This window comes from Sphingomonas suaedae, from assembly GCF_007833215.1.
Taxonomy (GTDB): Bacteria; Pseudomonadota; Alphaproteobacteria; order Sphingomonadales; family Sphingomonadaceae; genus Sphingomonas; species Sphingomonas suaedae.
Genome location: NZ_CP042239.1, coordinates 1,266,837 through 1,291,577 on the forward strand (window position 1 = coordinate 1,266,837; position 24,741 = coordinate 1,291,577).

At 66.7% G+C, this 24,741-nt stretch carries 22 protein-coding genes; 14 read left to right on the forward strand and 8 right to left on the reverse strand.

The genetic code is table 11. The annotated features are described in order from the left end of the window. The first annotated feature begins 35 nt into the window (after window positions 1–35). Genes FPZ54_RS06095 through FPZ54_RS06130 form a run of 8 tightly spaced genes read left to right on the forward strand, consistent with a single transcriptional unit; the run spans window position 36 to window position 10,813 of the window. Window positions 36–1,670, forward strand: a complete 1,635-nt coding sequence (locus FPZ54_RS06095) for a TldD/PmbA family protein (RefSeq protein ID WP_145845744.1) — start codon at window positions 36–38, stop codon at window positions 1,668–1,670. A 24-nt stretch (window positions 1,671–1,694) separates the two neighbouring features. Next, complete coding sequence (locus tag FPZ54_RS06100; protein WP_145845746.1) at window positions 1,695–3,026, forward strand: TldD/PmbA family protein; 1,332 nt, start codon at window positions 1,695–1,697, stop codon at window positions 3,024–3,026. 43 nt (window positions 3,027–3,069) lie between these two features. Next, a complete protein-coding gene (locus FPZ54_RS06105) occupies window positions 3,070–3,789 on the forward strand; it encodes a DUF4159 domain-containing protein (RefSeq protein WP_145845748.1) in 720 nt (239 codons plus the stop codon). 32 nt (window positions 3,790–3,821) lie between these two features. Next, window positions 3,822–4,811 (forward strand): AAA family ATPase, encoded by a 990-nt coding sequence (locus FPZ54_RS06110; RefSeq protein ID WP_145845750.1) that lies wholly within the window; start codon window positions 3,822–3,824, stop codon window positions 4,809–4,811. Between the two features lie 3 nt (window positions 4,812–4,814). Then, on the forward strand, window positions 4,815–5,714 hold the full coding sequence (locus FPZ54_RS06115) for a DUF58 domain-containing protein (RefSeq protein WP_145845752.1): 900 nt from the start codon (window positions 4,815–4,817) through the stop codon (window positions 5,712–5,714). Then, window positions 5,711–6,850, forward strand: coding sequence for a BatA domain-containing protein (locus FPZ54_RS06120; RefSeq protein WP_145845754.1), 1,140 nt, complete (start codon window positions 5,711–5,713; stop codon window positions 6,848–6,850). Before FPZ54_RS06115 ends, FPZ54_RS06120 begins: the two co-directional genes overlap by 4 nt. After that, on the forward strand, window positions 6,847–8,991 hold the full coding sequence (locus FPZ54_RS06125) for a DUF4175 family protein (RefSeq protein WP_186456930.1): 2,145 nt from the start codon (window positions 6,847–6,849) through the stop codon (window positions 8,989–8,991). The genes FPZ54_RS06120 and FPZ54_RS06125 overlap by 4 nt, the downstream gene beginning before the upstream one ends. Window position 8,992: 1 nt before the next feature. Next, window positions 8,993–10,813: a carboxypeptidase regulatory-like domain-containing protein gene (locus FPZ54_RS06130; RefSeq protein WP_145845758.1), complete on the forward strand. Its 1,821-nt coding sequence runs from the start codon at window positions 8,993–8,995 to the stop codon at window positions 10,811–10,813. Here FPZ54_RS06130 and pobA read toward each other — a convergent pair. From pobA to FPZ54_RS06165, 7 genes are all read right to left on the reverse strand, one after another. Beyond that, entirely contained in the window at window positions 10,792–11,961 is a 1,170-nt protein-coding gene (gene pobA / locus FPZ54_RS06135; RefSeq protein WP_145845760.1) for a 4-hydroxybenzoate 3-monooxygenase, read from the reverse strand. The genes FPZ54_RS06130 and pobA overlap by 22 nt on opposite strands. A 99-nt stretch (window positions 11,962–12,060) precedes the next feature. Continuing rightward, the gene (locus FPZ54_RS06140) at window positions 12,061–13,008 is read right to left on the reverse strand and encodes a Gfo/Idh/MocA family oxidoreductase (protein ID WP_145845761.1); all 948 of its coding nucleotides are present in this window, start codon (window positions 13,006–13,008) and stop codon (window positions 12,061–12,063) included. A gap of 135 nt (window positions 13,009–13,143) precedes the next feature. Next, the gene (locus FPZ54_RS06145; RefSeq protein ID WP_145845763.1) at window positions 13,144–14,034 is read right to left on the reverse strand and encodes a class III extradiol dioxygenase subunit beta; all 891 of its coding nucleotides are present in this window, start codon (window positions 14,032–14,034) and stop codon (window positions 13,144–13,146) included. After that, on the reverse strand, window positions 14,034–14,456 hold the full coding sequence (gene ligA / locus FPZ54_RS06150) for a protocatechuate 4,5-dioxygenase subunit alpha (protein ID WP_145845765.1): 423 nt from the start codon (window positions 14,454–14,456) through the stop codon (window positions 14,034–14,036). Before ligA ends, FPZ54_RS06145 begins: the two co-directional genes overlap by 1 nt. Then, the gene (locus FPZ54_RS06155; protein WP_145845766.1) at window positions 14,453–15,472 is read right to left on the reverse strand and encodes an amidohydrolase family protein; all 1,020 of its coding nucleotides are present in this window, start codon (window positions 15,470–15,472) and stop codon (window positions 14,453–14,455) included. The genes ligA and FPZ54_RS06155 overlap by 4 nt, the downstream gene beginning before the upstream one ends. Beyond that, window positions 15,469–16,332 carry an NAD(P)-dependent oxidoreductase gene (locus FPZ54_RS06160; RefSeq protein ID WP_145845768.1) on the reverse strand — a complete coding sequence of 288 codons (864 nt, stop codon included), beginning with the start codon at window positions 16,330–16,332 and terminating at the stop codon, window positions 15,469–15,471. The genes FPZ54_RS06155 and FPZ54_RS06160 overlap by 4 nt, the downstream gene beginning before the upstream one ends. A gap of 52 nt (window positions 16,333–16,384) precedes the next feature. After that, window positions 16,385–17,590, reverse strand: a complete 1,206-nt coding sequence (locus FPZ54_RS06165) for a LysR family transcriptional regulator (protein WP_145845769.1) — start codon at window positions 17,588–17,590, stop codon at window positions 16,385–16,387. Window positions 17,591–17,709: 119 nt separating this feature from the next. On the opposite strand from FPZ54_RS06165, the gene ligK reads away from it, so the two are divergent. The 3 genes from ligK (at window position 17,710) to FPZ54_RS06180 (ending at window position 20,447) form a co-directional block, all read left to right on the forward strand. Then, window positions 17,710–18,384 (forward strand): 4-carboxy-4-hydroxy-2-oxoadipate aldolase/oxaloacetate decarboxylase, encoded by a 675-nt coding sequence (gene ligK / locus FPZ54_RS06170; protein ID WP_145845770.1) that lies wholly within the window; start codon window positions 17,710–17,712, stop codon window positions 18,382–18,384. Between the two features lie 120 nt (window positions 18,385–18,504). Beyond that, a complete protein-coding gene (locus FPZ54_RS06175; RefSeq protein WP_145845771.1) occupies window positions 18,505–19,557 on the forward strand; it encodes a 4-oxalomesaconate tautomerase in 1,053 nt (350 codons plus the stop codon). Next, window positions 19,554–20,447, forward strand: a complete 894-nt coding sequence (locus tag FPZ54_RS06180) for an amidohydrolase family protein (RefSeq protein WP_145845773.1) — start codon at window positions 19,554–19,556, stop codon at window positions 20,445–20,447. Before FPZ54_RS06175 ends, FPZ54_RS06180 begins: the two co-directional genes overlap by 4 nt. A 226-nt stretch (window positions 20,448–20,673) precedes the next feature. Here the strand turns inward: FPZ54_RS06180 and FPZ54_RS06185 are convergent, their stop codons facing one another. Next, entirely contained in the window at window positions 20,674–21,780 is a 1,107-nt protein-coding gene (locus FPZ54_RS06185) for a 5-methyltetrahydropteroyltriglutamate--homocysteine S-methyltransferase (protein WP_145845774.1), read from the reverse strand. Window positions 21,781–21,861: 81 nt separating this feature from the next. Between FPZ54_RS06185 and FPZ54_RS06190 the strand changes: the two genes are divergently transcribed. The 3 genes from FPZ54_RS06190 to FPZ54_RS06200 are packed head-to-tail and all read left to right on the forward strand — an operon-like array spanning window position 21,862 to window position 24,675. Next, the gene (locus FPZ54_RS06190; RefSeq protein WP_145845776.1) at window positions 21,862–22,884 is read left to right on the forward strand and encodes an aromatic ring-hydroxylating dioxygenase subunit alpha; all 1,023 of its coding nucleotides are present in this window, start codon (window positions 21,862–21,864) and stop codon (window positions 22,882–22,884) included. After that, entirely contained in the window at window positions 22,881–23,306 is a 426-nt protein-coding gene (locus FPZ54_RS06195; RefSeq protein WP_145845777.1) for a Saro_0803 family transcriptional regulator, read from the forward strand. Before FPZ54_RS06190 ends, FPZ54_RS06195 begins: the two co-directional genes overlap by 4 nt. Before the next feature lie 49 nt (window positions 23,307–23,355). After that, window positions 23,356–24,675, forward strand: a complete 1,320-nt coding sequence (locus tag FPZ54_RS06200; protein WP_145845778.1) for an MFS transporter — start codon at window positions 23,356–23,358, stop codon at window positions 24,673–24,675. Window positions 24,676–24,741: the final 66 nt, after the last annotated feature.

Below are 24,741 nucleotides of genomic sequence, written 5' to 3' on the forward strand. Positions count from 1 at the left end.
GCGAGCCGCCTCAACGGTCGTCAGGGAGATTTTAGGTGGAAAGACGGGATTTTCTGGCGTTCAGCAGCTTCGCCGCGGGCGCCGCCGTGACCCCTGGCTTTTTCGGCAAGGCGATCGCAGCAAGCGCGTTGCAGGACAAGATCGAGACGGTCGTCAAGAAGCGGCTGGCGGACGCGGCGCTCGGCGCGGCGAAGAGCGCCGGGGCGACCTATTGCGACGTGCGCGTCGGGCGGTATCTGCGCCAGTTCGTCATCACCCGCGAGCGTAACGTCCAGAATATCGTCAACACCGAGTCCACCGGCACCGGCGTGCGCGTGATCGCTGACGGGTCGTGGGGCTTTGCCGCGACCAACGAACTGACGGAGGACGCGGTCGCCAAGGCCGCGCGCCAGGCCACTGCCATCGCCAAGGCCAATGCCCGCATCCAGACCGAGAAGGTTCAACTCGCCCCCACGCCCGGGGTCGGCGAGGTCAGCTGGCGTACGCCGATCAAGAAGAATGCGATGGAGGTGCCGATCGCCGACAAGGTCGGACTGCTGATGGACGTCAACGGCGCCGCGCTGGCCGCAGGCGCGAGTTTCGTCAATTCGATGCTGTTCCTGGTCAATGAGCAGAAATATTTCGCATCGACCGACGGATCGTACATCGATCAGGACGTTCATCGCATCTGGGCACCGCTGACGGTGACCGCTGTGGACAAGACCACGGGCAAGTTCCGCAGCCGCGAGGGGCTGTCGGCACCGATGGGCCTTGGCTGGGAATATATGGATGGCGCGGCCAAGGACAAATTCGTCCTGTCCAACGGCCTGACCACCTATGGCCATTCCTACGACATGAAGGAGGATGCGATCGCCGCGGCGAAGGACGCCCAGGCGAAGCTGAAGGCGCCGTCGGTCAAGCCGGGCAAATACGACCTGGTGCTCGACCCCAATCACCTCGGCCTGACCATCCACGAATCGATCGGCCACCCGCTCGAGCTCGATCGCGTGCTCGGCTACGAAGCCAATTATGCCGGCACCAGCTTCGCAACGCTCGACAAGCGCGAGGCCCGTTTCCAGTACGGCAGCAGCATCGTCAACGTCTTCGCCGACAAGACGCAGCCGGGCAGCCTGGGCGCGGTCGGCTATGACGACGAAGGCGTGAAGGCCAAGCGCTGGGACCTCATCAGGGACGGCAAGCTGGTCGATTACCAGTCGATCCGCGACCAGGTGCATATGCTCGGCAAGACCGAATCCGACGGCTGCTGCTATGCCGACAGCTGGTCGACCGTGCAGTTTCAGCGGATGCCGAACGTGTCGCTGGCGCCCGGCAAGGCGAAGCTGTCGCCCGAACAGATGATCGCGGATGTCGAAAACGGCATCTACATCGCAGGGCGCGGTTCCTTCTCGATCGACCAGCAGCGCTACAACGCGCAGTTCGGCGGCACCGTGTTCTACGAGATCAAGAACGGCAAGCTCGGCCCGATGCTGGAGGACGTCGCCTATCAGATGCGAACCCCGGAATTCTGGGGCGCCTGCTCCGCGATCTGCGACGAGAGCGATTATCGCATGTTCGGATCGTTCTTCGACGGCAAGGGGCAGCCGAGCCAGGTCTCGGCGGTCAGCCACGGATCGTCCACCACCCGCTTCAACGGCATCAACGTCATCAGCACCGCCCGGTCGCTGGGCTGAACGCGCGCGCAGGAGTAACCAGATATGAGCATCTTTACCGAAGCGCAGGCAAAGGCCATTCTCGACAAGGTCATCGCCCTGTCGAAGGCCGATGAGACGAGCGCGCAGATCGGCGGCGGCATTGCGGGCAATGTCCGCTTTGCCCGCAACAACATCTCGACCGCAGGCGTGGTCGACGACACCGAACTGGGCGTGCAGGTCGCGTTCGGCAAGCGGGTCGGCATCGCGACGATCAACCAGTTCGACGATGCTTCGCTGGAGCGGGTCGTCCGCCGGGCCGAGGATCTCGCCAAGCTGGCGCCGGAAAATCCGGAATTCATGCCCGCGGTCGGCAAGCAGACCTATCGCCCGACCAGCACCTTCAGCGAAGCGACCGCCGCGCTGACGCCCGAGGCGCGGGCGAAGATCGCCGAAGCATCGATCGCTCCGTGCCGCGCGCAAAAGCTGGTAGCGGCGGGTTTCCTGGAGGATGGCCAGAATTTCGTCGCCCATGCCAATTCCAACGGCAATTTCGGCTATCAGCGCTCCGCCCAGGCGGATTACACCTGCACCGTGCGCACCGAGGACGGGCGCGGGTCGGGCTGGGTCGGCCGCAACGTCAAGGACATCTCGACCTTCGACGCCGGCGAGGACATCCAGATCGCGATGCGCAAGGCGGCGGCATCGGCCGAGGCCAAGGCGCTGGAACCGGGCAAGTACACCGTGATCCTCGAGCCTGCGGCGGCGGCAGGACTCGTCAGCTTCATGATGAACTTCTTCGGCGCGCGCTCGGCCGACGAAGGGCGCAGCTTCCTGTCGAAAAAGGGCGGCGGCAACAAGATCGGCGAGCAGATCATGGATCCGCGCGTCAACATCTATACCGACCCCTGGCATCCCGACGTCCCGGTACTCCCTTGGGACAATGAGGGTCTGCCGCGCCAGCGCACGCAGATCATCGACAAGGGCAAGGTCGCGAACCTCGAATATTCGCGCTTCTGGGCGTCCAAGCAGGGCAAGCCGGAAACCGCGGAGTGGGGCAACGTCATCATGGAGGGCGGCACCAAATCGACCGCCCAGCTGATCGCGGAGACCGAGAAGGGTATCCTGGTCACGCGGACCTGGTATATCCGCATGGTCGATCCCCAGACCGTGCTGCTGACCGGCCTGACCCGCGACGGCACCTTCTATATCGAGAACGGACAGCTGAAATATCCGATCAAGAATTTCCGGTTCAACGAGAGCCCGGTCATCATGCTCAACAATATCGATGAGCTTGGCCGACCGGTCCGCGTCAAGGCGGATGAGGGCGGCACGATGATGCTGCCACCGATGAAGTTGAGGGATTTCACCTTCACCTCGCTGTCGGACGCGGTCTGAGGCGATAGACGGCGGGCGCGGGCCCGCGGGAGTATCCGTAACGGTGACCCGCGCCGAGTTTCTGAGGATTGCAGCCGGGGGGCTGGCCAGCGCTGTGCTGGCCGGTCCCCTCGCGGCGGCGCAGCGCAAGGCAGGGTCCGGCGCGGGTGGCTATGACTTCTGGTTCACGCGGCTGAGCTATAATTCGGGCGACTGGGACGTCGATCAGCGGATGCCCGCCAACCTGCTGACCTCGCTGGTCGACTATACGACATTGCGGGTCGATCCCCGGGAGCGGGTGATCGCGCTGAGCGACCCGAAGATGATCTCCGCTCCCTTCTGCTACCTTGCCGGGCACAAGGCGGTCGAGTTTTCCGACGCCGAACGCCGCAATTTCGAACGCTATGTCCGCAATGGCGGGTTCGTGTTCGTGGACGATTGCAATCACGATATCGACGGCCTGTTCGCCAAGTCGTTCGAGGCACAGATGGGCCGCATCTTCGGGCCGAAGGCGCTGGAGAAGCTGCCCAACACGCACCCGCTTTATTCGAGCTTCTTCAAATTCCCCGGCCCGCCCGCGACCAGCTTCGAGCTGAATGGCTGGGGCGACGACCTGATCCATGATTACCTCAAGGGCATCACGATCAACGATCGGCTCGGCCTGCTCTACAGCAACAAGGATTATGGCTGCGAGTGGGATTATGACTGGCGCAACAAGCGCTTCCTGGCGGAAGACAACACGAAGTTCGGGGTGAACATCGTGATGTACGCGCTCACCAATTGAGGGACCCGAACCACGTGGCGAAACAGACATCCGTGAACGAGGCTGAGGTGCAAGGTCGGCTCGCCAAGCTCGGCGATCTCAAGCGGGCGATCGGCACCGCGATCGTCGGCCAGACGGATGTCGTCGACCAGTTGCTGATCGGCCTGCTCGCGGGCGGTCATTGCCTGTTGGAGGGCGTGCCGGGGCTGGGCAAGACATTGCTGGTGCGCACGCTCGGCGAAGCGCTGGAGCTCGATTTCCGCCGCGTGCAGTTCACGCCGGACCTGATGCCGAGCGATATCCTCGGCACCGAACTGCTCGAGGAGGATCACGGCACCGGCCATCGCAGCTTCCGCTTTCAGCAGGGGCCGGTGTTCACCAATCTGCTGCTCGCCGACGAACTCAACCGCACGCCGCCCAAGACGCAGGCGGCATTGCTCGAGGCGATGCAGGAAAAGACCGTCAGCTATGGCGGCAAGACGCACCAGCTGCCCCGCCCCTTTTTCGTGCTGGCGACGCAGAACCCGCTGGAACAGGCGGGCACCTATCCGCTGCCCGAGGCGCAGCTCGACCGCTTCCTGCTCCACGTCCGCGTCGGCTATCCAAGCGAGGCCGAAGAGCGCGACATCCTGTCGCTGACCACCGGCAGCGCCGGCGGCACGGTGCCGCGCGTGATGGGTGCCGACGACGTGCTCGCGCTGCAAGCCTGGGTCCGCGACGTGCATTTGAGCGATGATCTGCTCGGCTGGATCACCGCATTGGTCCGCGCGACGCGGCCGGGCGATCCGGCGGCGCCGCCAGCCGTCGGTAGCTATGTCCGCTGGGGTGCAGGCCCCCGCGCGGGGCAGGCGCTGGTGCTGTGCGCCAAGGCCCGCGCGCTGCTCCACGGGCGGCTGGCGGCGACGCGCGATGACATCGCCGCGCTTGCCGCACCGGTGATGCGCCACCGCCTGCTGATGTCGTTCGCGGCCGAGGCCGAGGGCAAGACCGCCGACGATGTCGTCGCCGCGCTGCTCGCCCATTTGCCCCCACCCGCCGCCTGAGCCATGGCGCGCGCGCCGATCTCGATTCCGCCCGACGTTCGCGGTCGCCTGAAGCGGCTGGGGCTGACGGCGCGGCGTGCGATCGGCGATCGGGGGATCGGCGCGCACGCCAGCCGCAGCCGCGGCGCCGGTCTCGAATTCGCGCAATACCGCGCCTATGAACCGGGGGACGAACCGCGCCAGATCGACTGGAAGCTGTACGCCCGCTCCGACAAGTTCTTCGTCCGCGAAGCCGAACGCGAGAGCCCGGTCGCGGTCTGGATCCTGATCGACGCCAGCGCATCGATGGCGCAGGCCGACCGCGCGACGCCGGCCTGGTCCCGCTTCGATGCCGCTGCGATGCTGGCGGCGTGCGTCGCCGAACTGGCGATGCAGCAGGACGACCGGTTCGGCTGGATCGTGCTGAGCGACACCGGCATGGCGCTGGCCGAGCCGCGCGGCGGACGGCGGCAACGCGACCGGTTGCTGGTCGATCTCGCCCGTGCGGAAGCGAGCGGCAGATTCCCCGATGCGTCGAAGCTCGCTCCGCTGTGGGAGCGGATCGGCCCGAATGATCTGGTGCTGCTCCTCAGCGATTGTTTCGACGATGCCGGGGTCGCGCTGGTCGAACGCCTCGCCAAGGCGGGGCGTGACGTTCTCGCGATCCAGTTGCTGACGGTCGAGGAGCGCGACTTCCCGTTCGACGGCGGCTTCCGGTTTCGCGATGCGGAGACCGATGCCGAGCTGATCGGCGATGGCGCCGCGCTGCGCGAAACCTATCTGGCGCGCTTTGCCGCCGCGCGTGCGGCGTTGGACGACCGGCTCGATGCCGCCGGCATCCGCCATACGCGCTATATTCTAGACGAACCGATCGACCGGCCGCTGCACGCACTGTTCGGCCGAGCGGGCGGAGCGGCGGGATGACCCCGTTGTTGCTATACCCGCTCGGACTCGCCGCGCTGATCGCGCTGGTGGTGCCGCTCGTCATCCATCTGCGACGGCGGACGCAGGAAGTACCGGTCGATTTCGCCGCGTTGCGCTGGCTCTACCCGCTGCCCCGACCTCGGCGCAAGCTGCGGATCGACGAACTGTTTTTGCTGGCGGTGCGGCTGCTGCTGATCGCCCTGATCGCGCTGTTGCTTGCCCAGCCGGCCGTGTTGGGCGCGGACGATGACCGGCCCCGCATCCTCGTTGCGCCCGGAACCGACCCGGCGGCGGCACGGCAGATCGCCGGGCCGGACGCGGATGCACGGTGGATCGCCCCGGGTTTTCCCGCCCTGGATGCCGCGCCACCGCCGCGTGCGCCGGTATCGAGCCTGATCCGCCAATATGACGCCGAACTGCCGCCCGAGGCGCCGCTGACCATTCTGGTCCCGCCCATTCTGGAGGGAGTCGATGCGGAGCCGTTGCACCTGACTCGCGCAGCCAGGTGGCGAATCGTCGGCGGCCAGCCTGCGGGCGAGCGACCGGCCCCCCTCCCAGCTCCCGGGCTGACCGTGCGGCATGGGCCGGGAAGCAGCGACGCGCTCCGCTATTTCCGCGCGGCGGCGGGCGCATGGGGCGGCGAAGGACGGTTCGAAGCGGGGAGCGGAACCGACCTGCCGAAAACGGATCGCATCCTCGTATGGCTCATCCCCGGCCCGGTTCCGCTAGCGGTGACCGACTGGGTCTCGCGCGGCGGCACCGCCGTGCTGGGCGATACCGCGCGCGTGACGATGCCCGGAGGAACCCAGGCGCAATGGCGCGACGCTGGCGGTTCGGTGCTGGTCGAGGGTGCGTCGCTGGGCGATGGCCGACTGCTGCGCTTCACCCGCCCGCTCACCCCGTCGGCGATGCCCGAATTGGTGGACGCAAGTTTCGCGGCGCAACTGCGCGATCTGCTCGCGCCGCCCGCGCCGCCCCCGTCGCGTGTCGTGGCCGACCGGTTTGCACCCACCGCCGGAGCAGCCCCCTACCCCCTCCCGCCGCGCCCGCTGGCACCCTGGCTCGCAGTCTTGATCGCCGCCGTCTTGCTCGCCGAACGATGGCTCGCGACCCGGCGGCGGAGACTTATGGCATGAGCGCCGATGCCCTGACCGGCTGGATCCGCGCAGCGCAGCGACGCGCAGCGCTGGATATCGCGCTCGTCTGGTCACCGCTGGCGCTGATCGCCGGCGCGGGAGGGTGGCGGCTGGGCGGCACGGTCTGGGCGACCGTCCTGTTGCTGCTGGGCGCGGCAGTGGTTGCGATGGCTGCGGCCCGGGCCGCAGGACGGTTCGATCAGCATTGGCTGGTCCGTCGCCTGGATGCACGCGAAACGGGGCTCGAGGACAGCGCCGGGCTGATCTTCGTCGATGCCGGGCTCAACCCGATCCAACGGCTCCAGCGCGAACGCATCGAACGGCGCATTGCCGCGATCGACCCGGAAATGCTGGCCGATGGCTGGTCGCGGCGCCGGATCGCCATCGCATGGGCGGTGGGCACGGTCATCGTCGCCGCGATCCTGTTGTGGCCGCAGCCCCGCCCCGCCCCGCCCCCGCTGGCCCCCGCAGCGGAAGGGACGGACGCCGCGCCGGGAGAACCGCGGCTGACCGGCCAGCGCGTCCGCATCGTTCCACCGGCCTATACCGGGCTTCCCCCGCGCTACTCCGACCGGCTCGACATCCGCGCGCCCACCGGGTCGCGGATCGAATGGACGCTCGCCTTTGCCCCGCAGCCGTCCGGCGCCGCGCTTCAGCTGGTCGGCGGCCAGCGTCTGCCGCTTGTCGTCGGGGACGAGGGGTGGGTCGGTTCGCTCCGCCTCGATCGCCCGGCCCTCTATCGCGTCACCGCCACGGGGATGCGTGGCACCCCGCAGCCGCACCGGCTGGAGCCGATCGCCGACACGCCGCCGCAGGTGCGGGCGATCGAACCGGCCCAGGGTCTGGTTCTCGTCCGGCCCGGCCAACGCAGCTGGCGCGTCGTATTCGAGGCCAGCGACGATTATGCCGTCGCTCCCACCGCCCGGCTGACCGTCACGGTGACACAGGGCGATGGCGAGAATGTCCGCTTCAGCGAGCGCAGCCTGATCGTCCGGGGCGCGGGCACTGCGAAGCGCAAGCGATTCACCGCCGACCTCAACCTCGCCGCCTATGGCCTGCAAGAGGGTGGCGACCTCGTCGCGCAGATCACCATTGCCGATACGCGATCACCCCAGCCGCACATCGTGCGTGGGCCGGGCGTGATCCTGCGTTGGCCGCCCAAGGCCGCCGAACTGGCCGATGGGCTCGACATGATGTCCAAGCGGGTCATGCCCGCCTATTTCCGCAGCCAGCGCCAGATCATCATCGATACCGAGGCGTTGGTCCGGGAGCGTCGCACACTTTCCGCAGAGGCGTTCCTCGAAAAATCCGACGCGATCGGCGTCGACCAGCGGCTGTTGCGGCTGCGCTACGGCCAGTTCGTCGGAATGGAAGCGGAAGAGACCCCCAAGCCGCCCCTGCCGATCGCCGAAACGGCGCCACCGCCGAGCGATGCCGAGCCGGTGCGCAAAGCGCCGTTCGCGCTTCCCTCCGGCCATTCGATGGATGACGGTCACAATCACGCGCCGCCCCCCGAAGCGCCGGTGTTCGGCAGTCTGGGCGACGTCACCGCCGAGTTCGGTCACACCCATGACGACAGCGAGGCAGCCACCCTGCTCGATCCCGACACGCGCGCGATGCTGAAGCTCGCGCTCGACCAGATGTGGCAGGCAGAACTCAATCTGCGCTCGGGCAAGCCCGAAGCGGCGCTGCCCTTTGAGAACAAGGCGCTCGACTATATCAAGAAGATTCAGCAGGCGGAGCGCATCTACCTGCCCCGGGTCGGCGCGCAATTGCCGCCGGTCGATATGGCGCGGCGGATGACCGGCAAGCGCGAGGGAATTGCCAGCCGCTCCGCATCGCTGACCCGCTTCGCGATCGACGACGCGATTCCGGCCGAGGCGTGGCGGACGCTGGCGGGGCCGGGTCGGCCGGACCTCGACGCGCTCGACCGATGGATACGCGGCAACAGCGCCCGGATCCGCGATCCGCTGGCGGTGCTCGCGGCGGTCGATGCGGCGCGCAACGCACCGGACTCCGCAGTGGCCCGCACGCGCCTGCGCGCGCAGCTCTGGACCGTGCTCACGCGGCCCCCGGCACAGATACGCAGGCGCAGCGACGGCGGGTCGCTCGGCCAGCGCTATACGAAGGGGCTGCGCTGAAATGACGCGCCCGGAGACGATCGCCGTGGCGCTGATCGCGCTGGCCACGCTGACCGCGATCGCGCGGCTGCTGCGTGTGCGCCGCGACCTGCACGCCGCCCTGCTGGCGCTGCTGACGATGGCGAGCGCCGTGCTGCTCTACCTCACCTTGTTTCTCCCGCGGCTCCCGGTTGGCGGCGAGACGCTGGTGTTAGCGACGGCCGCAGCACCCCGAACGATCGCGATCCAGCCCGGCGAACGGCTGGTCGCGCTTCCCGAGGCGCGCGGAGTTGAAGCGGCCGAGCGCGTCCCCGATCTCGCAACCGCCCTGCGTCGTCACCCCCAGGTCCAGCGCATCCGCATCGTCGGCCGTGGCCTGACCGAGCGCGACCGCGACAGCGATGCGGGGGTGCCCGTTGCCTTCCGACCGCTCCCCACCCCGCGCGGACTGATCCGGCTCGATCCGCCCGCCGATATCCCCGCCGGGGCGGTCTTCATCATCGGCGGCGAAGCGAGCGGACTGTCCGGCGGAACGGTCGAGCTGCTCGATCCCGCAGGGCGGCGGGTCGATCGGCGCCGCATCACGGGCGATGGCCGCTTCCGCCTGGGCGGGGCGGCGCGGACACCCGGCCTTGCGCTGTTCACGCTGCGGCTGCGTGATGCGCGCAAGGCGATCGTGTCGGACACGCCGGTACCGGTACGCATTCTCGCCGAACGGCCGACGCGCGTGCTGATGCTGGGCGCCCCTGCGCCCGAGACCAAATATGTGCGCCGCTGGGCAACCGATTCGGGCATCGAGCTGCACAGCCAGCTCGATGCCGGTGGCGGGGTGCGGATCGGGGATGCGCCGGTCGCGCTCAATGCGGCGACGCTGGGTCGGTTCGATGCGCTCATCATCGACGACCGCGCCTGGCAGGGCCTGGGGCGCAACGCCCAGTCGGTGGTGGCGGGCGCGGTCGCCAACGGGCTGGGCGTCATCATCCGGATGACCGGACCCGCAACCCCGGAGATGCGGCGCAGCTGGCGTACGCTGGGACTGGCCGTCGAGGGCGGCGGCGAAACCGCGCCGGTTGTGCTTCCCCCACTGACGGACGACAGCGAGATGCTGGAGGCCAGGCGCGGACCGATGCCGGAGCGGGGCGCAACGGATCTCAACACACTCGAGGATCCGGCGCCGGAACTTGGACGGTTTTCCGTCAAGGGTGGGAGCGACCTTGTCCCTGCCGTCAGCGACGAGTCCGGGGCGATGCTGGTCGGCTGGCACCAGCGCGGTCAGGGCCGGACGGGGTTATGGACCGTGGCCGATAGTTTCGCGCTCGTTCTCAACGGCCAATCCGACCGCTATTATCAATGGTGGAGCCAGGCGCTAAGCGCGGTGGCACGGCCAGAAGCGACCTTCCGTCCCCACCTTCCCGCCCTTCCCCGCGCAGGCGATCGCGTCCCCATTTGCGGGTTGGAGGGGCATCCACAGGTCGTTGATCCGGTCGGCGCTGTCACGCCTCTCGCAATCGATCCAGCGACCGGACAGCGGGGGTGCGCAGCCTATTGGCCGACACGCGCGGGGGAGCATGTCGTGGTCCAGCGAACCATATCGGGCACGCGCCGGTTCGGCTTTTACGTCCTGCCCGCAACCGCGCTTACGCCGATGCGCGCGCTGGAAGCCGGAGAGGCGACGCAGCGCTGGGCGGATCGGCAACAGCGCGGGTCCGTCACCGACCTGCCCGATCGCAGCGGCCCGACATGGCCCTGGTTCCTCGGCTGGCTGATCGTCAGCGCCGCACTCTGGGTTGCGGAGCGCCGCTGGCGGCAGACCGGCGTGCGCTACAGCGGCAACCCAACATAATTCTCCGCGATCGCGGTCTGCATCGCCTCTGAGCTCGCGACATAGTCGAGTTCGGCCGCCTGCATCCGGTGCTCGAACGCGCCGTCCTCGGGAAAGCGGTGCATCAGCTTGGTCAGATACCAGCTGAACCGCTCGGCCTTCCAGATGCGCGCCAGCGCCTTGTCCTGATAGCCCTCCAGCGCCGCATCGTCGCGGTCGCGGAAATGCGCGATCAGCGCGTCGGAGAGATAGGCGACGTCGGACGCGGCGAGGTTTAGCCCCTTCGCCCCCGTCGGCGGCACGATATGCGCGCTGTCGCCCGCCAGGAACAGGCGGCCATGACGCATCGTCTCGAACACATAGCTGCGCAGCGGCGCGATCGACATTTCGAGCGCGGGACCGCGCGTCACCTGATGGTCGCTGATCGGGTCGAACCGCGCCGCCAGTTCATCCCACAGCCGTTCCTCGCTCCAATTCTCGACCCGGTCGGTCAGCGGCACCTGGATATAATAGCGGCTCCGTGTCTTCGACCGCATCGAGGCGAGCGCGAAGCCGGCATCGGTATTGGCATAGATGAGTTCGTCATGGCAGGGCGGCACATCGGCGAGGATGCCGAGCCAGCCAAACGGATAGACCCGCTCGAACTCGCGCACGGCACTGGCCGGGATCGCTTTGCGCGACGGGCCGTGAAAGCCGTCGCAGCCCGCGATAAAGGCCGCGTCGATGCGGTGCGTCTCTCCGTCCTTCGAATAGGTCACGAACGGCGCGTCGCTCTCGAGCGCGTGCAGCGCGACATCGCCCGCTTCGTAGATGACCGTCAGATCGCGATCGGGCGCCGCGTCCATCAGGTCGCGGGTCAGTTCGGTCTGGCCATAGACCATGACGTGCCGCCCGGTCAGCGCGGTAATGTCGATGCGGATCAGCCGGTCATTGGTGGCGAGGTTGAACCCAGCCTCGACCAGTCCCTCCGCCTGCATCCGCGCGTCGATGCCAAGGCGCGTCATCAGGTCGGTGGTGACCGTCTCCAGCACGCCCGCGCGGATGCGGCCGAGCACATAGTCGGGCGACGCGCGTTCGACGACGACGCAATCGACGCCCGCCTGACGCAACAAATGGCCGAGCAACAGGCCCGAAGGCCCTGCCCCGATGATCGCAACCTGGGTTTTCATCTCATTCCCCCAAAGCCGTTTGGACTGAGTCTGTCGAAGCCCGATTCCGAAGATCGGGAACGCCCTTCGACACGCTCAGGGCAAACGGAGGATTGAAGTTCAGCGCGCCGCTTCGAGCTGTTTCTCGAGCGCATCGAGCACGCGGTAACAGGGCATCACCTGCGCCACGCTGGCGTTCGGCTCCCGCCCCTCGCGGATCGCGGCGATGAATTCGCGGTCCTGAAGTTCAATGCCGTTGTTCGACACGGCGACACCAGTCAGGTCGATCGGCTCTTCCTTGCCGGTCACCAGATCGTCGTAACGCGCGATATAGGTGCCGGTGTCGCCGATATAGCGGAAGAAGGTGCCGAGCGGCCCGTCATTGTTGAAGCTGAGCGACAGCGTGCAGATCGCGCCGCTCTCGGCCTTGAGCTGGATCGACATGTCCATCGCGATGCCGAGTTCCGGATGGTGTGGCCCCTCGATCGCATTGGCCGCGATGATCGGACCCGCCTGATAAGCAAACAGGTCCACGGTATGCGCGGCATGATGCCACAGCAGATGATCGGTCCACGACCGCGCCTCACCCTTCGCATTCATGTTCTTGCGCCGGAAGAAATAGGTCTGCACGTCCATCTGCTGGATGTTCAGTTCCCCGTTCGCAATCTTGCGGTGCAGATATTGGTGGCTCGGATTGAAGCGGCGGGTATGGCCGACCATCGCGGTCAGGCCGGTTTCCTGCGCCTTGGCAAGCACCGCCTCGCCATCCGCCAGACTGTCGCATAGCGGGATTTCGACCTGCACATGCTTGCCCGCCTCCATGCACTGGATCGCCTGGGCGGCGTGCATCTGGGTCGGCGTGCACAGGATGACTGCGTCGAGGCCGGGCTGTTCCAGCGCCTCGGCGAGTTCGGTGGTGGCGTGGGGGATGCCATATTTGGCGGCGACCTGCTGCGTCGGCTCAAGCCGCCGTCCGACGACCGAGATCACCTCGACCCCGTCGATCTTCTTGAGCCCGTCGAGATGCTTTTCGCCGAAAGCCCCGGCGCCTGCGAGTGCGATTTTCATGTCTAATCTCCTTCTTAGGCCCCTCCCCTTCAGGGGAGGGGTTGGGGGTGGGGCATCTCAGCCTCACCGAGACCGGGGCCTGTGTGGACAGGCCCCACCCCAACCCCTCCCCTAAAGGGGGGGGCTAGAAACAGTTCACTCCGCCGCCTGCGCGAACCCACTACCCGCCATATCCAGCCCCTCGCCATTGTCGGGACGGAGGACGAGATGGCCGATCGCGGTGTTCGAACAGGGGACGTGGTAATGGCGGTGCAGCGCGGCCGTGCGCTTGCCCAGCGCGCCGCGCATGATCAGCCACATCACCATCTCGATGCCCTCGCTGCCGGTCTCGCGCAGATATTCGATGTGCGGGATGCGGCGCAGATGATCGCTCTCGCCGATCAGGCCGTCGAGGAACATATTGTCCCATTCGCGATTGATCAGCCCGGCCCGCGGCCCCTGAAGCTGGTGGCTCATGCCGCCCGTCCCCCAGACCTGTACGTTGAGGTCCTCCGGGAAGCTCGCCACCGCGCGCGCGATCGCCTCACCCAGCGCCCAGCAGCGATTGCCCGAGGGCGGCGGATAGGTGACGACATTGACCGCGAGCGGAATGACCTTGCACGGCCATTCCGGCACATCGCCGAACATCATCGATAGCGGCACGGTCAGGCCGTGATCGACGTCCATCTCATTGATGATCGTCATGTCGAATTCGTCGAGGATCAGGCTCTGCGCGATATGCCAGGCCAGATCGGGATGGCCGATCACGTCGGGTACCTCACGCGGCCCCCACCCCTCGTCGGCGGGCGCGTAACGCTCGCCACAGCCGATCGCGAAGGTCGGGATGATCTTCATGTCGAACGCGCTGGCGTGATCGTTATAGACCAGGATGACGACATCGGGCTTCTCGGCCTTTTCCCATTCGCGCGTCCAGTCGTACCCGGCGAAGATCGGGCCGAAATAGGCGTCGCGGTCCTTCTTCTGGTCGTGCGCAACGCCGAGCAGGGGGACGTGGCTCGACGCCACGCCGGCGGTAATGCGGGCCATCAGCGCGCCTCCTTGATCGAGCGGACACCTTCGGGCGAACGTCCGCCGGAATTCATCATCGCCTGATAGTCCTCGACCGACATGCCGGTCATGGTGCTGACCGCCTGGACGAAGCTGAGACCGTCGGTCGAGAAGACCTTGGCGAGGAAATAGATGTTGCCACCAAGGTCGAGCAGGCGGTTATAGTCGCGATCGAGCACCGCCTGCTTCTGCTCCGGCGTCATCGGCCAGTCGTCGAGATAGGCGCGCTCGTCCGCTTTCCACCGCTCGCGGTTCTCGGCCTTCATCAGGCTCATCGCGAACTGGTTGAGGTGATAGCCCCGACGCGCCCGGGCGGCGGTGTAGACGCGGGTGCCGGGGATATCCTCGAACTCGGCGAGATACTCATGGATGTCCTGCTTGTCGGGATCTTCGGTGATCACAGCCCCCGCTCCTTCAGTCTGGCGTCGAGGCGCGGGAAGACGCGGCGCGCGTTGCCCGAAAAGATCGCGGCGCGTTCCGCATCGCTGATGTCCAGCGCATCGACATAGCGTTTGGTGTCGTCGAAATAATGCCCGGTGGTCGGGTCGATCCCGCGTACTGCGCCGACCATCTCCGACCCGAACAGGATGTTCTTGTTGTCGATCACGTCCGCGAGCAGATCGATGCCGGGCTGATGATAGACGCAGGTGTCGAAGAAGATGTTGTTCATCAGATGCGTGTCGAGCGCCGGCTTCTTGAGCATGTCGGCGAGGCCGCGATAGCGCCCCCAGTGATAGGGGACAGCGCCGCCGCCATGCGGGATGATGAAGCGCAAGCTGGGAAAATCGGCGAACAAATCGCCCTCCAGCAGCTGCATGAACGCCACCGTATCGGCCGCGATATAATAGCCGCCGGTCGCGTGCATCGCGGGGTTGCAGCTACCCGAGACGTGGATCATCGCCGGAACGTCCAGCTCGACCATCTTCTCGTAGAAGGGATACCAATAGCGGTCGGTCAGCGGCGGATGGGTGAAGTGCCCACCGCCCGGATCGGGGTTGAGGTTGCAGCCGATAAAGCCGAGCTGCGTGACGCAGCGCTCGAGTTCGGCGATGCTGGCGGTCATGTCGGCCTTGGGCGATTGCGGCAACATGCACACGCCGACGAACGTCTCGGGAAACAGCCCGACCACGCGGGCGATCAGGTCGTTGCAGCGCCGCGCCCATTCGATCGCGACCGCTTCGTCCCCGACATGCGGCGCCATTGCCGACGCGCGGGGGGAGAAGATCGTCAGGTCCGCGCCGCGTTCCTTGATCAGGCGCAGCTGGTTCGCCTCGATCGTCTCGCGGATCTCGGCGTCACTGATCTCGGGATAGGGCGGGCATTGCGTTCCCGCCTTGAATGCCGCCTTCTGTTCCTCACGCCAGGCATCGTGCGCCTTGGGCAGCACGGTATAATGACCGTGGCAGTCGATAATCACGCGGCCTTTTCCTCTCTCTCGTTCAGGATCGCGGCGAGCTTCGCCGTCAGCCCATCGGGTGGGGTCACGCCCAGCGCGCCAAGCGCCCGCTGCCGGGCAATCGTGCCGCGCGTCATCGCCGGATCGATCCCCAGATCGGCCAGCGTCCTGGCGACCTCTTCCATCTCCGCCGCCCTCCGCGTCCCGTGCGCAAGCATCCGGTCGAGATTGTAATCGGCGCGTTCGGCCCAGCTGTGACGCTTCCAGCTCGCATCGAGCGAGGTCAGCACCGCGTCGGTCACGCCCGCGCGCTCCGCCGCCAGCACGCATTCGGCGGTCAGCGCCTCGATCCCCTTGACCATGACCGACCGGATCATCTTGATCGCCGATGCATCGCCAATGTTCGAACCGGCGATGCTGACATTGGTAAAACCATAATCGCGCAGCGCCACCGCGCCCGATTCAGCGTGCGGCCCGGCGACCAGCAACGGCACGGCCAGGCGCGCGGGCAGCACCGGCGCCATTACCGCGACATCGACATAGCGCCCGCCCGAAGCCGCGATCGCCTCCGCCGCCGCGCGCTTGGTCCCCGGCGCGACGCTGTTCATGTCGAGCCACAGCGCGCCGGACTTCAGCAAGGCAGCGGATCGACGCGCCGCGGCAAGCGCCTGATCCGCAGTCACCAGGCACATCACCCGGTCGGCCTCGACCAGCGCGCCCGCAGGCGTCGACGACCAGCGAATGGATGCCGCTTCGAATTCCAGGATCTTGGCGGGGCGCGTTTCGGCGGAATCGGTCTGGATGTCGAAGGCGCGGATACCGGGGCGCGCAAACGCCTGCCCTGCCTCGCCAAAGCCCAGAAAGGATGTCACGCTGGCCATGGGTTCGTGTCGCGAAACGCGGCGACATGTTCCAATCGGAATATACAGAAACCTATCGGTTTTCCTGAAGTCTTGTGTCATGAGTTGCCTGACGCAGATGGCGGATCAACATCGCCTGGGCGCGGGTCGGGCGCCAGTCGCTGCGCGTGCTGATGCCGATCGTCCGCACCGTATCAGGCAAGTCGGGCCCGATCCGCACCAACATCCCTGCGTCAACCTCCAACGCGACCTGATCGGGCGACAAAAGCGTCAGCAGATCGCTCTGCGCGAGCAGGCCACGGATCACCATGACGGAGCCGCATTCCACCGGCACCTGCGGCGCGGGGTTGCCGAACAATGCCTCCCAGTGCGAACGCAATGGGGTTCCTGCCGGACCGACCACCCATTTCTGCGTCGCCAGCATCGCCATGTCGACCGCCCTGTCCGCCAGCGGATGCCCCCGGCGCCCGAAGATCGCCAGTTGATCGGTGAACAGGGGCACCTGATCCACCCCCAGCGGCGGTACGTCGCGCAAGGCGCCGACCATGATGTCGATCGCCCCGTCCAGCAGAGGATCGACCAGTTCGCGCCACGACCCCTCGACGACATCGGTTATCGCCTGAGGGGAATCGCGCAGGAACAGCGCGAGCGCGCGCGGCAACAACAATGCGCGCGACAAGGGCATCGCGCCAATCGCGACCCGCCCCCCCGCCCCGCCATCATCCTGAACCTCCGCAATTCCCGCCGCGATCTCGCCCGCCGCCAGCCGCACGCCACGCGCCAGCGTCCGTCCCGCCGGGGTCAGCGCCATTCCGCGCCCGCGTCGCTCGGCCAGCGGGGTCGCGCAAATCTGTTCCAGCTCGCGCACCGCGCGGTGGATCGCGGGCTGCGACAGCCCGCTGGTCACCGCCGCGCCCGCAAAGCCCTGCGCGTCCGCAAAGTGGAGAAACGCGTCGAGCTGGGTCGCGGTCATCAGCATCTCGGGGCGCGCAAATCCGCGCGTGCCGCCGCGTGCCGATCGGCGGGTCGCGGCGGCGAGCACACCGAATGCGCGATCGACGCGCTCGGCCAGTGCGGTTCCGGCAGGACTGGGCGTCACTCCGTCCGAATGACGGTCGAACAGGGTAACGCCGAGCTGCTTTTCAAGCTTGGCGAGGCCCTGGGTCAGTGCCGGCTGCGACAGCCCCGCCGCCTCTGCCGCGCGGTTGAGGCTGCCCTGTGCGATCACCTGCCCGAGTGCGCGCAGATGCCGAAGGTTGAGATCGAACGGACGGGTCATTTCATAGATATATCAGAAAAACTTATCGGAGAACGGGATTTCTGATAGAGAGTATGTCCCGGAAGAACGCTACATCCGCTCCCCGCCCCTTTTCACCTTTTTCCCTCGGGAGATGTCCAATGTCCGCACGTGTCGTGCAGAATATCCAGCGCGCTCCAATGGACATCGTGAACGGCCTTGCCGAAGCGGGCGTCGCGACGGTGCATGAGGCGCAAGGCCGGACCGGGCTGCTCGCGCATTATATGCGCCCGATCTATTCCGGAGCGCGGATCGCCGGCAATGCGGTCACCATCTCGTCGCCGCCGGGCGACAATTGGATGGTGCATGTCGCGATCGAGCAGCTGAAGGATGGCGACATCCTGGTGCTCGCGCCGACATCCCCATGCGTCGATGGTTATTTCGGCGACCTGCTGGCGACGAGTGCGATGGCGCGCGGGTGCCGGGGGCTGGTGATCGACGCGGGCGTGCGCGACGTGCGCGACCTGACGCAGATGGGCTTTCCCGTCTGGTCCAAGGCGGTGTTTGCGCAGGGAACGGTCAAGAATACGCTGGGGTCGGTCAATGTGCCGATCGTGTGCGCCGGGGCGGCAGTCGAGCCGGGCGATGTGATCGTTGCCGATGACGACGGGGTGTGCGTGGTCAAGCGCGCGGATGCTGCCACCGTGCTGGAGGCGGCGCGCAAGCGTGAGGCGGCGGAAGAGGCCAAGCGGGTGCGGCTGGCGGCGGGCGAATTGGGCCTCGACATCTACGACATGCGGCCGCGCCTCAAGGAGATGGGGTTGCGGTATGAGTGAGGTAGAAAAGCCCCTCCCCTTCAGGGGAGGGGTTGGGGGTGGGGCGTCTCAGTCTCACCGAGACCGACGCGCCCAGAGGATAGGCCCCACCCCAACCCCTCCCCTGAAGGGGAGGGGCTTATGATGAGCGTCCGCTGCATGTGGATGCGCGGCGGGACGTCGAAGGGCGGTTATTTCGTTGCCGACGACCTGCCCACCGACACGGTCGCGCGCGATGCGTTTCTGTTGCGGGTGATGGGATCGCCCGATCCGCGGCAGATCGACGGCATGGGCGGCGCCGATCCACTGACCAGCAAGGTGGCGGTGGTGCGCAAGTCCGAGCGCGACGGGGTGGATGTCGATTATCTGTTCCTGCAGGTGTTCGTCGATCAGGCGATCGTCACCGACGCGCAGAATTGCGGAAACATCCTGGCTGGGATCGGGCCATTCGCGATCGAGCGCGGACTGGTCGTGGGACAGGACGGCGAGACGCGCGTTGCGATCTTCATGGAGAATACCGGGCAGGTCGCGGTCGCAACGGTCCAGACGCCCGGCGGCGCGGTCCGCTATGACGGCGATGCCAGCATCAGCGGGGTGCCGGGGACGGCGGCGCCCATCCCCCTCGCCTTTCGCGACACTGCCGGATCGAGTTGCGGCGCGCTGCTGCCGACGGGCAACGGCGTCGACGAGATCGATGGAGTCCGGGTGACGATGATCGACAATGGCATGCCGTGCGTCATCATCGCCGCCAGCGACATGGGTATCACCGGCTATGAAGACCGCGACACGCTCGACGCCGACGATGCGATGAAGGCGAAGGTCGAGGCGATCCGGCTGAAGGCCGGGCCGCTGATGAATTTGGGCGACGTCACCGAAAAATCGGTGCCCAAGATGATGCTGGTCGCCGCGCCGCGCGATGGTGGCGCGATCGCCGTCCGGTCCCTGATCCCGCACCGCGTCCATGCCTCGATCGGGGTGCTGGGGGCGGTCAGCGTCGCGACGGCGTGCCTGATCGGCGGTTCGCCCGCGGCCGCGCTGGCGAAAGTGCCGGAGGGACGGTCGCTGACATTGGGCGTCGAGCACCCGACCGGGGTGACCGAATGCGTGGTGACGCTGGATGAAGCGGGCGCGCCGATCGAGGCCGGGATGCTGCGGACGGCGCGCAAATTGATGGACGGGGAAGTCTTCGCATGAGCACGACCGACGCCGATGGGCGCATCCGCAGTTGGACGTTGGAGCCGTCGAAGCCGCGCTTCACCCCACCGCCGGGCGCGGTCGATGCACATTGCCATGTGTTCGGACCGCAGGCGCAGTTCCCGTTCAGCCCCAAGGCCAAATATCTGCCGCAGGATGCCGGCCCCGACGCGCTGTTCGCGCTGCGCGAGCGGCTTGGCTTTGCGCGCAATGTGATTGTCCAGGCGAGCTGTCACGGGACCGACAATGCCGCGACGCTCAACGCCATCGCAGTGTCGAACGGAACCTGTCGCGGGGTGGCGGTGGTCGATCCCCCGATCAGCGACGTCGAGCTGGATGAGCTGCATGCGGGCGGCATTCGCGGCGTGCGCTTCAATTTCCTCAAACGCCTGGTCGATGATGCGCCCAAGGACAAGTTCCTCGAAGTCGCCCAGCGCATCGCGCGACTTGGCTGGCACGTCGTCGTCTATTTCGAGGCGGATATCCTTGAGGAGATGAAGCCGTTCCTCGCAGCGATCCCGGTGCCGATCGTGATCGACCATATGGGTCGGCCCGACGTGCGCCAGGGGCCGGATGGCGCGGACATGACCGCGTTCCGCGCGCTGCTCGACAGCCGCGCGGATATCTGGACCAAGGTCACCTGCCCCGACCGGCTCGACCCCGCCGGGCCGCCCTATGCCGATTTCGTCGCGGCGGTGCGGCCGCTGGTCGAGTCCTATCCCGATCGCGTGCTGTGGGGCACCGACTGGCCGCATCCGAACATGGAGACCGTGCTGCCCGATGACGGCGCGCTGGTCGATGTGATCCCGGCGATCGCGGTGACAGCCGAACTCCAGCACAAGCTGCTGGTGGCCAATCCGATGCGATTATACTGGCCGGAGGAGGGCTGAGCGGCGCGGGCCGAAGTGGGGAGACCTCGCCGAACGCGATCGTGAGCAAGCAATCTCTCCCCTGCGCAGCAGGGGAGGTGGCAGCACGAAGTGCTGACGGAGGGGCCGCCACTGCAAGTGGCGGAATATTGCCGAGCTGTTCACGGCTGTCTGCGCAGCCGCCCCTCCACCACCGCCTTCGGCGGCGGTCCCCCTCCCCCAGCAAGCTGGGGGAGGAATTGGACGGTTACCCCCAAACGTCCTTCGCCACATCGAGAACCAGGCGCATCTTTGCCGCCTGCTGCTCCACCTCGATATCGTTGCCGTGGACGGTCGAGGAGAAGCCGCATTGCGGCGACAAAGCGAGCTGGTCGAGCGGCGCGAATTGCGCGGCTTCTTCGATGCGGCGTTTCACATCGTCCTTTGACTCCAGCTCGCCGAGCTTGGTGGTGACGAGGCCGAGCACGACGGTCTTGCCCTTCGGCAGATGCCGCAGCGGGGCGAAATCGCCCGAGCGCGGATCGTCATATTCGAGGAAATAGCCGTCGATGTTGAGTTCGTTGAACAGCACTTCGGCGACCGGCTCGTAACCACCCTCGGCCGCCCAGCTCGAGCGGAAATTGCCGCGGCACAGATGGACGCAGACGACCATGTCTTCGGGCTTGTCGCGGATCGAATCGTTGATGATGCGGGCATAAAGGCGCGGCAGCTCGTCGGGGTCCATGCCGCGCTTCCGCGCATTCTCGCGCTGCGTGTCGTCGCAGAGGTAAGCGAGGTTGGTGTCGTCGAGCTGGAGGTAGCGGCAACCGGCATCGGCGAGGCTGGCGATCTCTGCGCGGTAAGCGGCAGCGAGGTCGGTGTAGAAGTCCTCCAGGTCGGGATAGGCGGAGGCGTCGATCGCGTCGCGGCCGCCGCGGAAGTGCAGCATCGTCGGCGACGGGATCGTCACCTTCGGCGTGCGGCTGGTGCAGCTGGCGAGGAATTCATAATCGGCGCGCTGGATGTCGCGGGCATGTTCGATCTTGCCGGTGATCTTCATCACCGGCGGGGCGTAGGACAGTTCCTTGCCGCCATGCTGGTGGAAATGCACCGCAGTGCCGCCCGCCTCTTCGACGCCATCGAGCTGAAGCAGGAAATCGGTGTGGAAATAGGTGCGGCGGAACTCGCCATCGGTGATCCCCTGAAGCCCCAGATCCTCCTGAAACTTCACCACGCCGCGAATCGCCTCATCCTCGACTGCGCGCAATGCGGCGGCGTCGATTTCGCCAGCCTTGAAGGCGGCGCGCGCATCGATCAGCGCCTTGGGGCGCAGGAAGCTGCCGACATGATCGGCGCGGAAGGGGGGCGTGGGCATCCAGAAATCTCCTTGCGATATTTGTAAGTGTTACATACAAAATGCTGCAACGACGGATAGGACAGGAAGAGGAGCGAGGCAATGACCTGGATCACCAACCGCTGGTATGTCGCCGCATGGGATTCGGAGGTGGATCGCACGCCGATCGCGCGCACCATCTGTGGCGAACCGGTGATGCTGTACCGCAAGCTCGACCGCGGCGTGGTGGCGATGCGCGACGCCTGCCCGCACCGGCTGTTGCCGCTGTCGATGGGATTCAAGGAAGGGGATTCGATCCGCTGTCGCTATCATGGGCTGCTGATCGAGCCCGATGGCTGTGCCAGCGAAATGCCGATCAAGTCGGAGCCGGTTCCGAAGGCCGTCTGTGCGACGCTGTACCCGGTGGTCGAGAAGCATCGCTTCGTCTGGATCTGGATCGGCGAGGCGGCGAAGGCGGACCCGGCGAGCATTCCCGATTTCTGGCCGTGCAGCGCGCCGGGCTGGACCTTCGACGGCGGCTACAACCATATCAACTGCGATTACCGGCTGGTGATCGACAATTTGATGGACCTGTCCCACGAAACCTGGGTGCATCAGGGGTCGATCGGGCAGCATGAGATTACCGAGGCGCCGATCGAAACGCTGGTCGAGGGCGAGGAGGTGAAGGTGCGCCGCTGGATGCCGGGGATCGAGCCCCCGCCCTTCTGGCGCGACGCTCTCAAATCCGCAGGGCCGGTCGATCGCTGGCAGGTGTGCCACTTCATTCCCCCGTCATCGGTGCTGATCGATGTCGGCGTGTCCCCCGTCGAAGCAGGCGACACGATCGAAAGCCACGATTCGGGGGTGCGCGGCTTCGTCGTCGATGCGATGACGCCGGAGAGCGAAACCACGACTCACTATTTCTGGGGCATGGCGAGGAACTTCGACATCGATGACGCCGGTTTCACCGCGCGGTTCAAGGCGCAGCAGGGCCAGGTGTTCGACGAGGATGTCGAAGTGCTGGAGGCGCAGCAGCGCAGCATCGACGCCAATCCCGACATGAAACTGCGCGGCTATTCGATCGATCAGGGCAGCGTGCGCGCGCGGTCGATCATCCGCAAGCTGATGGAGGCGGAGCAGGCGTGACGATCGGGCGCGGCGATCTCGACCGCAATCTCGGGCTTCGCCTCCGCCGTGCGCATGGCGCGGTGCAGCGGCATTTCGTCGAACATTTCGCCGATCTGGGATTGACGCAGAAACAGGTGTCGGTGCTGTGGCTGACCGGGGACCACCCCGATCTGGCGCAGGCCGATCTGGCGCAGGCGCTCGACATGGATCGCGCGACGACGATGGCGCTGGTCCATGGGTTGGAGAAGCGCGGGCTGGTGTCGCGCAGCCCGTCGCGCACCGATGGACGGCGCATCGCGTTCCGCCTGACCGACGCGGGCGAGGCGCTTCTGACGCAGGCGAAAGCGGCGATTGCGGAGCATGAGGCATGGCTGAAAGCCCGTTTCAGCAAAGCGGAGCTGGCACGGCTTGAGGAAATGCTCGCGCGCATCTATCGCTGAACTTGTTAGGGCGTATAACAAACCGGCATTTCAGGCCGATGGAGGGGACATGGCTACCGATCCACGCGCGGTGATCGACCGCGAACCGATGTCGCGCTTCCAATGGGGCGTGGTGGCCACGATGGTCGGGCTGAACGCGCTCGACGGGTTCGACGTGCTCTCGATCAGCTTCGCATCGCCCGGCATCGCCGCCGACTGGGGCATCAATCGCGCGGCGCTGGGCATCGTCCTGTCGATGGAGCTGGTCGGCATGGCAATCGGGTCGCTGTTCCTGGGCGGCATCGCCGACCGGATCGGACGGCGTGCGACCATCCTCTCCTGCCTTGGCATCATGACCGTCGGGATGCTCGGCGCGGCGAGCGCAGGGGGCATCTACACGCTGATGATCTGGCGCGTGCTCACCGGGCTCGGCATCGGCGGGATGCTCGCCGCGACCAATGCGGCGGTGGCGGAAGCGGCGAATGCCAGGCATCGCTCGCTCGCCGTGGTGCTGATGGCCGCCGGCTATCCGGTCGGCACGATCATCGGCGGATCGATCTCGGCGGTGCTGCTGTCGATGTATGACTGGCGCGCGGTATTCGTGTTCGGCGCGGTCTGCTCGGTTCTGTTCATCCCCCTCGTCCTGTGGCGCGCGCCGGAGTCTGTCGCGTTCCTGATGCACAAGCGTCCGCCGGACGCGCTCGAGCGGATCAATGCCAACCTGGCACGAATGGGTCACCCGCCGATCGACGCGCTGCCCGAGGCCGAGGTCGTTACGACGCGCAAGGCGCCGCTGGTCAACCTGTTTTCGCCCGCTTTGATGCGACCGACGATCCTGCTGACCCTCGCCTATCTCGCGCACATCATGACCTTCTATTTCATCCTGAAATGGATCCCGAAAATCGTGGTCGACATGGGCTTCCCCCCGCCCGAGGCGGCGGGCGTGCTGGTCTGGGCGAGCATCGGCGGCGCCACAGGTTCGCTGATCCTGGGCCTGCTGACCGGCAAGATCCGGCTGCTCGCGCTCACCATCGTCGCGATGCTGCTGTCGACGGCTCTGGTCATCCTGTTCGGGCGCGGGCAGAGCGATCTCGCCGGGCTGTCGATGGTTGCGGCAGCGGCGGGCTTTGCCACCAATGCGGGCGTGGTCGGCCTCTACGCGCTGATCGCCCAGTCCTTCCCGACCGGGGTGCGTGCGACCGCGACCGGATTTGTCATCGGCGTCGGACGCGGCGGTTCAGCACTGGCCCCTGCCCTTGCCGGATTTCTGTTTGCGGCGGGATACGGGTTGCAGACGGTCGCGATCCTGATGGGCCTTGGCTCGATCGTCGCGGCGGTTGCGCTGTTCGGAATGCGGCGGTGGTCGGCGCCAGTCGAGGCACGGGGATAGGCGCGGCTAGGTGGAGGCCTGGATCGCGCCGAGATAGGGCTCGCCCCTCCCCTTTAGGGGAGGGGT

Coding starts and splice junctions, on each gene's coding strand:
- FPZ54_RS06125 (WP_186456930.1), top strand. CDS start 6,847: ATGAGCGCCGATGCCCTGACCGGCTGGATCCGCGCAGCGCAGCGACGC.
- FPZ54_RS06140 (WP_145845761.1), bottom strand. CDS start 13,008: ATGAAAATCGCACTCGCAGGCGCCGGGGCTTTCGGCGAAAAGCATCTC.
- FPZ54_RS06120 (WP_145845754.1), top strand. CDS start 5,711: ATGACCCCGTTGTTGCTATACCCGCTCGGACTCGCCGCGCTGATCGCG.
- FPZ54_RS06190 (WP_145845776.1), top strand. CDS start 21,862: ATGACCTGGATCACCAACCGCTGGTATGTCGCCGCATGGGATTCGGAG.
- FPZ54_RS06130 (WP_145845758.1), top strand. CDS start 8,993: ATGACGCGCCCGGAGACGATCGCCGTGGCGCTGATCGCGCTGGCCACG.
- FPZ54_RS06175 (WP_145845771.1), top strand. CDS start 18,505: ATGATGAGCGTCCGCTGCATGTGGATGCGCGGCGGGACGTCGAAGGGC.
- FPZ54_RS06200 (WP_145845778.1), top strand. CDS start 23,356: ATGGCTACCGATCCACGCGCGGTGATCGACCGCGAACCGATGTCGCGC.
- FPZ54_RS06180 (WP_145845773.1), top strand. CDS start 19,554: ATGAGCACGACCGACGCCGATGGGCGCATCCGCAGTTGGACGTTGGAG.
- FPZ54_RS06165 (WP_145845769.1), bottom strand. CDS start 17,590: ATGACCCGTCCGTTCGATCTCAACCTTCGGCATCTGCGCGCACTCGGG.
- pobA (WP_145845760.1), bottom strand. CDS start 11,961: ATGAAAACCCAGGTTGCGATCATCGGGGCAGGGCCTTCGGGCCTGTTG.
- FPZ54_RS06100 (WP_145845746.1), top strand. CDS start 1,695: ATGAGCATCTTTACCGAAGCGCAGGCAAAGGCCATTCTCGACAAGGTC.
- FPZ54_RS06145 (WP_145845763.1), bottom strand. CDS start 14,034: ATGGCCCGCATTACCGCCGGCGTGGCGTCGAGCCACGTCCCCCTGCTC.
- FPZ54_RS06185 (WP_145845774.1), bottom strand. CDS start 21,780: ATGCCCACGCCCCCCTTCCGCGCCGATCATGTCGGCAGCTTCCTGCGC.
- FPZ54_RS06160 (WP_145845768.1), bottom strand. CDS start 16,332: ATGGCCAGCGTGACATCCTTTCTGGGCTTTGGCGAGGCAGGGCAGGCG.
- FPZ54_RS06115 (WP_145845752.1), top strand. CDS start 4,815: ATGGCGCGCGCGCCGATCTCGATTCCGCCCGACGTTCGCGGTCGCCTG.
- ligK (WP_145845770.1), top strand. CDS start 17,710: ATGTCCGCACGTGTCGTGCAGAATATCCAGCGCGCTCCAATGGACATC.